We start from the raw sequence: 12,111 nt of genomic DNA, 5'->3' as shown, positions 1-12,111 counted from the left end.
GACGGTATGAAAACTTCAAAATCACAGGCTTATTTTCAGCAAGCTCAAGAGGTGTTTCCAGGTGGTGTGAATAGTCCAGTTCGGTCTTTCCAAGCGGTAGGAGGAGAGCCGCTTTGTATCGCGAAAGCTCAAGGTTCTTATATTGAAGATATCGATGGGAATCGGTATATTGATTATGTTTTATCTTGGGGGCCTATGATTTTAGGACATGCTCCCAAAACTGTTCTTGAGGCAGTTAATAAGAGTCTTTCGTTGGGAACTAGTTTTGGTGCTCCTTGTCAAGCAGAATTGGATCTAGGATTGCTGTTAAAAGAACGGCTTCCCTACTTAGAAAAAGTGCGAATGGTGAACTCAGGAACAGAGGCTACTATGTCTGCGATTCGATTAGCGCGTGGTGTTACTGGTCGTAAGAAAATCGTCAAGTTTATTGGTTGTTATCATGGTCACAGTGATTCCTTTTTAGTACAAGCTGGCTCAGGTGTAGCTAGCCTAGGTATGGCTAGTTCAGCAGGTATTTTACCGGAACTAGCTCAGGAAACCATTGCTCTACCATTCAATGATTTGGAAGCTCTAGAGGCTGTATTTGAAGCCTATGCTTCGGATATTGCTGGAGTCATTGTAGAGGCAGTTGCAGGCAATATGGGCTTAGTTCCAGGGACGCCTACCTTTCTACAAGGTATCCAGAAATTGTGTAAAAAAACAGGAGCTTTATTTATTGTCGATGAGGTAATGACCGGTTTTCGTGTTCATATCCAAGGTGCGGTTGGGCTATTCGGCTTGGAGCCAGATCTTGTTTGTTTAGGGAAGGTCATTGGCTCCGGTTTTCCTGTAGCAGCTTTTGGTGGGAAAGCTATTTGGATGGATCAAGTTGCTCCACTGGGACCTGTTTACCAAGCCGGCACGCTGTCAGGGAATCCAATAGCCATGACCGCAGGTTATGCAGGTCTATCAGCTCTTACATCCGAAGTATTTAAGGCAATTGTCGAAAAAACCTCTTACTTGGTAGAAGGACTTCAGTCTTTGGTGGAGCAGTACCAAATGAAACTACAGGTTTTATCTATCGGTACGATGTTTGGATTTTTTTGCTCAGATAAACCGGTTACTAATTTTGAACTCAGTCAAGCTTCGGATCATGAACTCTTTACCCAATTGTATAATCTCCTCTTGAATGAAGGAATATACCTAGCTCCATCGCCTTATGAAGCGAATTTTTTATCAGCTGCTCATACGTGGGAGGATCTTCAAGAGACTTTAACGGCATTTGAAATGGCTTTTAAAACACTAAAGGAGGGCTAACCATGGAAATTAATCTGGTTATTGGCGGAGCAAAGAGTGGAAAGTCGGCCTTTGCTGAAAAGCAACTTGCCGAAGAAGACCAGGTTTGCTACGTTGCTACGGGAATGCTATTCTCAGACGATACAGAATGGTTAGAAAAAGTACAGCATCATCAAAAAAGAAGACCAGCTAGCTGGGGAACTCAAGAACAGTATAGAGATTTAGCCTTGTGGCTAGAAAAAAATAACTATCAGCATTACTTGATAGATTCTGTGACAAGTATGACGAGTCAATGGTTACTGGAGGGAGAGGGGGAAACTCGAGTGATGATTGAACAGGATTTGAAAAAAGAATGGCAGGAAATTTTTCGAGTTCTAAATTCAAAGGAGGGTACTTGTTGGATTGTTACTGATGAAGTGGGCCTTAGTTTAGTTCCCGATTATCAATTAGGAAGGGATTTTCGGGACTTACTTGGACAAGTGAATCAGTGGATTGCTGAGGAAGCGGATCGGGTTTATCTTGTCATTGCAGGTCTGGTTCAAGAACTCAAATGATTCGGTCTTTGATTCTCTATACACAGTTGTTTAGTCGGATTCCCCTTCCTATTCCAATAGACCTTGTCTATTTAAGGCGTGGTGTTCCTGTTTTGCCCTTATATGGACTCTTGTTTGGTTTACTTGAGGCAGCTGTATTTATAGTTGTGGATGTTTTTTTACCGACCAGTTTGGCTTGGTTTTGTATTCTTTTCCTAGATGTTTTACTAACGGGTGGTTTTCATTTAGATGGTTTAGCGGACACAGCAGATGGACTCTTTTCCTCTCGTTCTCCTGATCGTATGCTGGAAATTATGAAGGATAGTCGAATTGGATCAAATGGTGTTTTGGCTTTGATTTTTTACTATGGATTTTTCCTGCTTGCGATTCCCTATCTTCCTGCTCCTCATTGGAAATTGGTTGTCTTTTTATCAATGATTGGGAAGACTGGGCTTTGCCTACAGCTTTTTCGGATTCGGTATGTGCGACAGACAGGAGGGACAACTTCTTATTTCCAAGGGACAAAGGATTTTGCCATTTATTTATCACAACTATATCCTTGTTTGATTTTGCTACTGACCTATCAGCTAAGAGGTCTGATAGCCTTTACCTTTGTTCTAGTCGGGAATCTCTGCTATCGTCGATTTGTTTTAAAAAAAATAAAAGGGCATACAGGTGATACTTTAGGTGCAGCTGTTGAAATAAGCCAGATTCTGTTGCTATTGGGGTTGGTGATATGACAAAAATTTGCTATTTGATGCGTCATGGTCAGACGGTCTGTAATCAAGAGAAACGATTTTACGGCAGTTTGGAAAGCCCTTTGACAGATAAGGGGTGTTCACAAGCTAAAAGAATGGCTCAATTGATAGAAGCGCATGAGGTTGAACACGTTTATGTTAGTCAACTGAGTCGTTCACAGGAGACTGCAAGACTCGTTTTTCCGAACCGTTCGTTTACAGTTCTCCCTGGCTTGAATGAAAAAAAATTCGGACTTTGGGAGGGAAAAACTGCGGATGAAATTGAACAGGCCTTTCCTGAGGAATGGAAACAGTGGCTGGAAGCTCCTCTTTGTTATACACCGCCAGAAGCGGAACCTTTTTCTCAGTTTAAAGAACGGGTTCAAGCATGTATGCAATCGATTCTAGCTACTCCTGCTCAGAGTCTAGCAATCGTCGCTCATCTAGGTGTTTTGCGAGTGATTTATCAAGCGTTCGTGGATTCTTCCAAGGATTTTTGGGATATTGACATTCCACAGGGACAGGTTTTGAGTATGAGACTTGATAAAGATTCTAGCTGGAAAATACTATTTTTAAAATAGGGAGATAACTATGAAAAAATTACTTTACTTAGCAATGGGTTTCTTGCTAGTCCTTGGATTAGTTGGCTGCCAATCTCAAGCTTCTAAACAAAAAACTTCAGTGTCAGATAGCCTTACCTTGGCTTGGGGAGAAGATTTTGGTGATATAAATCCCCATCGCTATAACCCAGACCAATTTGTAATACAGGATATGGTGTACGAAGGTTTGGTTCGTTATGGGCAAGACGGGTCTATTGAGCCGGTTTTGGCAGAAAAATGGGATATCAGTCAGGATGGTAAGATCTACACTTTCCACTTACGAGATGTTCAGTATTCAGACGGCAGTCCGGTAACAGCTGAAAATATACGCAGAAATTTTGATACGATTTTTTCAGAGGAGAATAAATCAGAGCATACCTGGTTTGCCTTGACGGATCAGATTGACTCCTATCAGGCGATTGATTCCAAGACATTCCAATTAACACTAAAAGAAGCCTACAGTGCGACTCTTTATGATTTGGCTATGATTCGACCGATCCGCTTTTTAGGAGATGCTGGATTTCCAGATGGAGATAATACAAGATTGGACTCTATCAAAGAGCCGATTGGTACGGGACCTTGGGTTGTTGCAGATAAGAAAAGTAACGAGTATGTCCGCTTTAAACGGAATGACTCCTATTGGGGACCTAAGCCTAAACTGAAAGAGGTGACTGTTCGGATTATTCCGGATGCACAAACAAGACTTCTTGAATTTCAGGCGGGGGAGATTGATTTATTGTATGGGAATGGCTTAATCGATTTACACAGCTTTAAAAAATTCTCCCAAGATTCGGATTATCAAACGGCTGTCTCCTCACCAATGTCTAGTCGACTCTTGCTTCTAAATGCCAATGGAACGATTTTTGCAGACAAAAAACTTCGTCTTGCCATGCAGCAATTGATTAATAAGCAAGAAATTTCGGAGTCTATTTTCCAATTAACAGAGCAAGAAGCCGATTCACTTTTTGCAAAAACAACACCGCACACAGATGTTGAGTTGACCCCATATAGTTTTGCTCCGGATAAGGCTGAGAAGGAAATGGAGAATCAGGGTTGGAAGCTGGGTGAAGATGGTTTCCGTTATAAAGATGGTGAAAAATTGGTTCTGCGTTTACCCTATATTGCAACTAAGGCTACAGATAAGGATTTAGCGGAGTATCTGCAAGCTTCCTTAAAACAACAGGGGATTGATGTTCAGTTACAAGCAATGGAAGAAGATGCTTACTGGGCCAACGCGAAGACCGGTAACTTTGATGCTATGTTTACTTTTTCATGGGGAGCACCGTGGGATCCACATGCCTGGATGACTGCCTTAACAGTCGATGCTGCACATGGACATCCGGAGAATATTGCTATCCAGAAGTTACCTTCGAAACAAACTTTGGATGAGGTAATCAAAAAGACGCTTATTGAACCGGATAACGAAAAGGTGACACAAGGTTATCACCAAGCTCTTCAAATTCTACATGATGAAGCGGTCTATATCCCATTGACTTATCAATCTGTACTATCGGTTTACCGTAAGGGTGAATTAGAGGGAGTCACATTTGCTGCAGAGGAAAATGCCTTTTCACTCAGTTCGATTCAAAAAGTACGTACGAAATAAGGGAGGTCAGATTTGACGAAAGGATTTATTCAGGTGATTGGGAAACAGCTTCTATCCTTTTTGAGTTCCTTTCTATTTCTCTCCTTGGTAACGTTTTTGTTAACAAAAGCTAGTCCTATTGATCCGGCAGAAAACTATCTTCGAGCGTCAAACATTGTGATTACTGAAGAAAATCTGGCGCAGGCTCGAGATTATTTGCAATTAAATCGTTCCTCTATTTCTCAGTATATTTCTTGGTTGACCTCAGTGCTAACAGGAGATTTTGGAATATCTTATATTTTAAAAACACCTGTATTACCACTTGTTTGGAGCCGCTTTTGTGACACCTTGTTGTTGGCTTTTCCTTCATTTTTATTGACGCTTTTACTCTCTTCTTTTTTGGGTATTGTCAGTGGTCTGAAAAAGGGTTCTTGGTTCGATAAAATTACATATGGGATGAGCTTATTGTTTGTGTCCATTCCTAATTTTTGGTTAGCCTATCTTTTGATGCTCTATTTAGGTGTCTATCTTGGTTGGCTACCAATCTCAGGTAGACAGGGGGGGTCAAGCTTGATTTTACCAAGCTTGACCCTGTCTCTACCGATGATAGGACAGTATACTGCTTTAATTCGCAAGGAAGTTCAGATTCAGTTAGAACAACCGCATGTTGAAATGGCTCGATTAAGAGGAGTTCGTGAAGGCCGCATTCTTTGGAATCATATTCTGAGAAATGCTGCTCCGACCCTACTTACAGGTTTTTCTCTCGCGTTTATTTATTTACTGACAGGATCCTTGGTCGTTGAGGAAATTTTTTCCTGGAGAGGATTGGGGAGTCTATTTGTAGAGTCTCTACAGGCAATGGATGTACCTGTTATTCAAGCTTGTATGCTGCTTTTTGGATCCTTGTTTTTACTGAATCATTGCTTCCTTCGTCGAATGATAGGAATCATTGATCCTCGTCTTAGAAAACAAAACTAATATGGCAAAAGTAAAGTATATCCTGTTATGTTGGATGTTTATTCTTCTAATTATGGCACTTGGTTCGACTTGGTTAGCTCCTTTTGATCCCCAGGAACTTGATTTATCCGCTCGTTTGCTGGAACCAGGTCCTGTTCATTGGTTGGGAACAGATCAGTTGGGGAGAGATGTCTATTCGAGAGTTCTTTTTGGAGCACGGTATTCCTTGTTTTTAGCGCTAACGATTACCCTTTTAGAAAGTGCTTTAGGGCTTGGAATAGGTCTGGTGGTCGGCTGGTATCAAGGGAGAGTCAAAAGCTGTTTCCTTTGGTTTGCGAACGCTATTTCTGCCTTTCCAAGTTTTATGTTGGCCTTGGTTTTTGTTGCATTTTTTGGTCAAGGAATTCTCAACGTGATTGTTGCGATTGTAGCAGTAGAGTGGTTTTATTATGCTCGATTTGCAATTCAGTTAGTTGAAGAAATCAAACAAATTGAATATGTGCAAGTTGCTCAAATGATGAATCTTCCCCTAAGAACAATTATTTGGAGGCATATTCTTCCTTTTGTATACAAACCTGTTCTTGTGTTGGCCTTGATGAATGTTGGCTCGATTATCCTTATGATTTCCTCCTTTTCCTTTTTAGGTTTGGGACTTCAGCCGACGATGCCGGAATGGGGAATGATGTTACATGATGCACGTCCCTACTTTAATGGAGCAAGCTGGTTGATGTGGGCACCTGGTTTAGCAATTTTTGCAACAGTTGCCAGTTTCAACTATATGGGTGAATATTTTTCTGAAAGGATAAGTAGATGACGGAGCTTTGGATCAATCAATTAAGTATTGGTAATGGTGAAACAAATCTTCTCCACAATATTCAGGCTAGAATTCCACTAGGGGAGCTTACGACGATTATCGGTCCCAGTGGAGCTGGGAAAACCGTTCTTGTTAAGAGTATTCTTGGCTCAATTCCACCTGGGTTTCAAGTGAGAGGAACGATTTTTTTAGATCAAGTAGATTTGTTACAAGATAAGGGCAGTTACTCTCAACAAGTGAGGGGGAAGCGAATCGGCTATCTTCCTCAAAATCCAATGGCTATTTTTAATCCTAGACAAAGGATTATAGGACATTTTATAGACAGTTTGAAAAGTCACCAAAAAATAAGCAGGGAACTTTGTAGAAAACTTGCGGGAGAAAAGCTTGGATTGGTCGGACTTGCTCATACTGACCGTTTATTGGATGCTTTTCCCTGGGAATTAAGTGGGGGGACACTGCAACGGATTATGTTGGCGATTCTCTTAGCACTCGAACCGTCAATTTTGATTTTAGATGAACCAACTTCTGCTTTGGATGCTTATCACACATCCCGAGTTGTTAAGACCATAAAGGATTTGCTGGCAATGGGAAAAACCATTCTATTAGTGAGTCATGATTATGTTTTAGTGAGGGAATTAGGGGGCCATGTTCTAGTTATCGAGGAAGGGATTAGAAAAGAATCTGCCCCTATTGGGGAACTACTCTTGAATTCCCAATTTACCGATAGGTACGATTCTTTTTTACAGGATAGATTTGAAAGATTGGTGAAATAGAATGTTGGAATGTCGTCTTGTAAGTAAAAGTTTTCAGGGTTATAAGGTTTTAGAAAACTGTCAGTTTAGCCTGCAAAAGGGAGAAATTGTTGGTTTAATGGGGCCTAGTGGAACTGGGAAAACCTGTCTCGCAAGAATTTTAGCCGGTTTAGAAACTGCTGATCAAGGACAGGTGCTATTAGATGGCCAAGTCTATCACCGAAGAGAGAACGGCTCTAAAATTCACTTGGTTTTTCAAGATGCTTTTCATGCCTTAAACCCTTTAATGACTGTAGAAGAGATTCTGCAGGAAGTGCTAGTAGATAAGAGTTTTTCCCAGGATATGCTTATAGGGATACTGAAAAAAGTTGGTCTAGCGCCGAACTTTCTTCAAAAAAGAGCGAGGGAGATGAGTGGGGGTCAATTACAGAGGATTTGTATTGCAAGGGCGATACTATCCAAAGCTCAAGTGATTATTTTCGATGAATCTTTGAGCGGTTTAGACCCAAGTATTCAAAGACAACTCTTAGCCTTACTTTTTGAGTTAAAGGAAGAAAGGCACCTATCTTATTTGTTTATATCCCACGATTTTAATCTGTGTCAGGCAATTTGTGATCGGGTTCTTACCTTATTTGGAGGAAAAATTATCGAAGAAATCAGAGATTTTCAAATTCCAATTTCTGTTTCTCATCCAGTTACACAGACTCTTATTCAAAAAATAGGTTATCCCAACTACTCTAACTGTCGATTAAAAAAGGCAGTTATGGCAACAATGGAGGAAAATTATGAAAAACACATTTGATACAAGAAAGCTTTATTTTGGATTTCCAGTTTTTTTTCTAGGTTATAAAGATGAAATTCATGGATACAATATTACTACCTCAAGCTCAGTCTATTCTCTAGGGAGAATGGTTGTTATTGGAATGCGAACAAAAAGTAATTCGATGCAACATATCTTAAAAACAGGAGAGTTCACGATTAATGTACCGCAAAAAGATTTATTAGAAGAGGTGGAGGTGGCAGGATTTAATAGTAAAAAAGATAAATTTGACTTGACTAAATTAGTCTATAGTCTAGCTCAAACGGTAGATGCCCCGCTAGTCGATGCCTGTCCTGTTTCAATTGAATGTAAGGTCGTTGACAAAATGGAATTTGGTGCCTTGACCAATGTCGTAGCTGAAGTGACTCGCAGAGTAGTGGACGAACAGTTTGTGGATGCAGATGGTTATTTTAGAAACGACCAATTTAATCCTGTTCTATATATTGGTGATGGACACGAACGTCTTTACCGAAGCTTGGATGACGAAAGTGTAAAAATGGGAAGTCTAATTGAGAACTGGCGACAAAAAAATATGTAGTCGTGTTGGATAGGAGAAGGTAGTTGAGGAGTTAGGGCTTTGTTTTGGTCTTAGAAAGGATTTATGATGAAGGTAGAACATGGTGGAAATCGATTATACCAGGCTCAAAAATGGGGAGTGGATCTGCAAACCTGTATCGATTTTTCTGCAAATATTAATCCTTTGGGGATTTCCCCTAGAGTGCGAGAGTGTTTGATTCAGAATCTCGATTACCTGATACATTACCCTGATCCGGATTATCAACTGGCTCGTCAAGCCGTGGCTACCTATCATAACCTTTCTACCGAACAGGTTTTATTGGGAAACGGAGCTATCGAGCTGATTTATCAGTTAGCCCGTTGTTTAAAACCTAAAACAGTAGTGCTACCTAGTCCGACATTTATGGAATACGAACAGGCTTTTCGGGAAGTTTCAAGTGACATTAACTACATTGAATTACGACCGCCACATTTTGAATACCAGTTGGACTCTTTAATGGCGAATCTTGCTCACCTAGATTCAGGAGATGCCTTCATTCTCTGTAACCCTAACAATCCCACTTCGTCCTTGATGAAGAAAGTTGATTTGCTAGTGCTTGCGGAGGAATGTACTAGGAAAGGAGTCTACCTCCTATTAGATGAAGCTTTTATGGATTTCTTAGAGGATGTGGAAAGTTTGATACCAGAGTTAGCACGTTTTTCCCAGTTGTTCATCTGGCGTTCCCTGACCAAATTTTATGCGATTCCAGGATTACGATTGGGTTATTTGGTATCAAGTCATCAGAAAATGATGAAGCTTTTGAGAGATACTCAAATTCCTTGGATGGTTAATACCTTAGCTCTTTCCATTTTACCTGTTTTATTAGAGGATGAAAGCTACCGTCAAAAGACACTTGAATATATCGCAAGGGAGAGGTCTTTCCTGACTTCCTCGCTTCAAGAGTTTTCAGAGCTAACAGTAGGTTCCGCACATGCGAATTATATTTTTATACACTATCATGGAAAACTGGATTTAGAAGCTGAGTTGGGAAAACTGGGAATCTTTATTCGTTCCTGTCAGAACTACCATGGACTAGATGGATCTTACTATCGTTTGGCTGTCCGTCGCCATGAAGAAAACCAAGTATTATTAGCAACCTTGAAAAGCTTGCTTGGGAAGGAGGGATCATGATAAGACAAGTTTGGGCTCGCTGTCCTGGTTCCTGCGGAGAATTATTTCAAATCCCTTATCAAGGTCAGGAGTTACTGCTGTCTTATGCTATCGATCGTTATGCAACGGTGAAAATAAGAAAACAGACATTCGGAGAAACAGGAACTCCCGTGATGCCCAAAATGGCTCAAGCTCTTCAACAGTTTGAACAAGGTAAGAAGCTACAGATAGCACATATGACAAACATTCCCCTATCAAAAGGGTGTTCAAGCAGTACCGCGGATATTTTGGCAGTTTTTCAAGCTTGCTCTTATTATCAAGGCAGACGATTGAGTGCAGATGAGGTGACGCGACGTGCATGTCGGATTGAACCGACAGATTCTCTTGCTTTTAGAAATTGGACGGTTATCAATCCGCTAACCGGTCAGGTGGTTTGGGAAACAGACTGGCAACCGACTCTAGGAGTTTATATCTTAGAGCCCTGTGAGAGGGTGGATACCCTAGAAATAGAGAGACAGACTAAAAGTTCAACCTACTCACTAGAAAGTGCAGCAGAAATTTTCCCCCTCTTCCAAAAAGCTTGTCAAGATAGAGATGTTGAGTTATTGGGCCACTTAGCAACTCTTTCTGGGACATTAAATAACCAGCGTCTGCCTAAACCATTTTTCAAAGAACTCGAGATCCTAGTCCAATCCTTTGGTTTTTTGGGGATAAATGTAGCCCATAGTGGTACAGTACTGGGAATATTACTCAGGCCAGAGCAAAAAGCAGATTTGGAAGCGTTTGAACATCAGATTATGAACCATTCCATAGGTCAGTATTATACAAAACGGTATTATTCATCGATTCATTTCAAAGGAATAGAGCTAGGGGAGGATGACGGATGAAGAAATTAGAGGATATCCTAGAACAGATTCAGCCTGTTTCTCAGCAGGAACTACAGGAAGGTCAACTTCTTTGTGACAGGTTAGCTAAACCATTTGGATCATTAGGACAACTGGAATCAATTTATGCACGCTTATTTGCCATTTTTTCTAAAGAAATCAATTTATCGAAGAAGGTTGTTCTGGTTTATGTTGCAGATAACGGAGTTGTTGAGGAAGGTGTTTCTTCAAATCCTCAAGAAACAACGGCGCAGGTTGCTCTTAATATGATAGAAGGCAAGTCTGGAATCTGTGTTTTGTCACGATTTGTGGGAAATGCTGTCAAGGTAATCGATATTGGTTGTAAGAAAGATCTTGGGGACATCTCTACTCAAAAAATTCGGTATGGGACTGGTAATATTCGTAGAGAGGCCGCAATGACCCTGGGCGAAGCAGAGGCTGCAGTTCTGGTTGGTTTTGAGGCAGCTAGGGAAATGATTGCTGAAGGATTCACAGTTCTTGGGACTGGTGAAATGGGAATTGGAAACACCACTACATCTGTTGCACTGATAGCAGCATTGTTGGAGTTAGACCCACAGGAATTAACAGGTTATGGTGCAGGTTTAACTGATACAATGCGGAGCCATAAAGTACAAGTCATTCAAGACAGCCTAGCCTTGCATTCTAAAATGAGAGATCCTTTAGAAGTAGCCAGTTGCCTTGGTGGTTTGGATATCTTAGGGATTGCAGGGACCTTTTTAGCTGCAGCTTATTATCGAGTTCCCTGTGTGATTGATGGAGTAATCTCCATCGCAGGGTTATTGCTTGCCTCCAAACTAAACACAGCAGTTTTGGACTATGCTTTTGCTTCGCATTGTTCTAAAGAACCTGCTTTTCAAGTTGTGGCAAATGCTTTAGGGCTAAGTCCTGTACTTGATTTAGAGATGCGATTGGGGGAAGGAAGTGGCTGTCCTTTAGCCTTTCAACTTATGGATACAGCAGTCTACACCATTGAGCAGATGCCGACCTTTGAAGACTGTTTGTTAAAATCAGAGGATTATATTGATATTCGATAAAAGAAGCCTCTTCGAAATCGTTCTTAGCAATATCTGTGATCTAGGAATAATTAGAAAAGAGAGTGATGAACATCGTTGGTTCTTATTAATACTCATTCAGAATCAAAATTAGCAGATATCCATTCTCTATGGACAATCGATCGTAAGCGAGTAGTTGATAAGCTTTGGATAACTTCTTGCAACTGATCAATGACGTCATTCAATGATTTAAATGCTTTGTTCTTAAATCCTAATTTCCGAATCTCTGCCCAAACTTGTTCAATCGGATTCATCTCTGGTGTATAAGGTGGAATAAATGTAAATTCAATATTGCTAGGAATATCCAATGTCTGTGATTTATGCCAAACCGCATTATCCATCACCAAAATAATATAGTCGTTAGGGTAAGCTTCTGACAGTTGTCGTAAAAATTCATTCATCCAAGCCGTATTACA

At 40.6% G+C, this 12,111-nt stretch carries 14 protein-coding genes; 13 read left to right on the top strand and 1 reads right to left on the bottom strand.

The annotated features are described in order from the left end of the window. The first annotated feature begins 6 nt into the window (after positions 1-6). The 13 genes from hemL to cobT all read left to right on the top strand — a co-directional run bounded on the left by hemL (position 7) and on the right by cobT (position 11,677). A complete protein-coding gene (gene hemL / locus E4T71_RS01880) occupies positions 7-1,296 on the top strand; it encodes a glutamate-1-semialdehyde 2,1-aminomutase (protein WP_135036023.1) in 1,290 nt (429 codons plus the stop codon). 2 nt (positions 1,297-1,298) lie between these two features. Then, entirely contained in the window at positions 1,299-1,829 is a 531-nt protein-coding gene (gene cobU, locus E4T71_RS01875) for a bifunctional adenosylcobinamide kinase/adenosylcobinamide-phosphate guanylyltransferase (protein WP_135036020.1), read from the top strand. Then, positions 1,826-2,548, top strand: coding sequence for an adenosylcobinamide-GDP ribazoletransferase (gene cobS, locus E4T71_RS01870; protein ID WP_135036017.1), 723 nt, complete (start codon positions 1,826-1,828; stop codon positions 2,546-2,548). Before cobU ends, cobS begins: the two co-directional genes overlap by 4 nt. Further along, on the top strand, positions 2,545-3,126 hold the full coding sequence (locus E4T71_RS01865; RefSeq protein WP_135036014.1) for a histidine phosphatase family protein: 582 nt from the start codon (positions 2,545-2,547) through the stop codon (positions 3,124-3,126). Before cobS ends, E4T71_RS01865 begins: the two co-directional genes overlap by 4 nt. Positions 3,127-3,136: 10 nt before the next feature. Further along, a complete protein-coding gene (gene nikA, locus E4T71_RS01860) occupies positions 3,137-4,750 on the top strand; it encodes a nickel ABC transporter substrate-binding protein (RefSeq protein WP_135036011.1) in 1,614 nt (537 codons plus the stop codon). A gap of 12 nt (positions 4,751-4,762) precedes the next feature. After that, positions 4,763-5,707 (top strand): ABC transporter permease, encoded by a 945-nt coding sequence (locus tag E4T71_RS01855; RefSeq protein ID WP_228062322.1) that lies wholly within the window; start codon positions 4,763-4,765, stop codon positions 5,705-5,707. Position 5,708: 1 nt separating this feature from the next. Beyond that, positions 5,709-6,500 (top strand): ABC transporter permease, encoded by a 792-nt coding sequence (locus E4T71_RS01850; protein WP_135036008.1) that lies wholly within the window; start codon positions 5,709-5,711, stop codon positions 6,498-6,500. Then, a complete protein-coding gene (locus tag E4T71_RS01845; RefSeq protein ID WP_135036005.1) occupies positions 6,497-7,273 on the top strand; it encodes an ATP-binding cassette domain-containing protein in 777 nt (258 codons plus the stop codon). Before E4T71_RS01850 ends, E4T71_RS01845 begins: the two co-directional genes overlap by 4 nt. 1 nt (position 7,274) lies before the next feature. After that, complete coding sequence (locus E4T71_RS01840) at positions 7,275-8,054, top strand: ABC transporter ATP-binding protein (RefSeq protein ID WP_135036002.1); 780 nt, start codon at positions 7,275-7,277, stop codon at positions 8,052-8,054. After that, positions 8,038-8,610 (top strand): flavin reductase family protein, encoded by a 573-nt coding sequence (locus E4T71_RS01835; RefSeq protein ID WP_135035999.1) that lies wholly within the window; start codon positions 8,038-8,040, stop codon positions 8,608-8,610. The genes E4T71_RS01840 and E4T71_RS01835 overlap by 17 nt, the downstream gene beginning before the upstream one ends. A gap of 63 nt (positions 8,611-8,673) precedes the next feature. Next, entirely contained in the window at positions 8,674-9,759 is a 1,086-nt protein-coding gene (gene cobD / locus E4T71_RS01830) for a threonine-phosphate decarboxylase CobD (RefSeq protein ID WP_228062321.1), read from the top strand. Next, entirely contained in the window at positions 9,756-10,625 is an 870-nt protein-coding gene (locus tag E4T71_RS01825; RefSeq protein ID WP_135035996.1) for a kinase, read from the top strand. The genes cobD and E4T71_RS01825 overlap by 4 nt, the downstream gene beginning before the upstream one ends. Further along, positions 10,622-11,677 carry a nicotinate-nucleotide--dimethylbenzimidazole phosphoribosyltransferase gene (gene cobT / locus E4T71_RS01820; protein ID WP_135035993.1) on the top strand — a complete coding sequence of 352 codons (1,056 nt, stop codon included), beginning with the start codon at positions 10,622-10,624 and terminating at the stop codon, positions 11,675-11,677. Before E4T71_RS01825 ends, cobT begins: the two co-directional genes overlap by 4 nt. A gap of 92 nt (positions 11,678-11,769) precedes the next feature. On the opposite strand, the gene E4T71_RS01815 is transcribed toward cobT, so the two are convergent. Then, the coding region (locus E4T71_RS01815; RefSeq protein WP_194181234.1) for a transposase at positions 11,770-12,111 on the bottom strand (342 nt) is incomplete at its 5' end.

It is taken from the genome of Streptococcus sp. WM07 (assembly GCF_004570525.1).
In the GTDB taxonomy this organism is placed as follows: Bacteria; Bacillota; Bacilli; order Lactobacillales; family Streptococcaceae; genus Streptococcus.
Note: the sequence above shows the minus strand (reverse complement) of the source record. Positions and strands in the feature narration are given on the sequence as shown.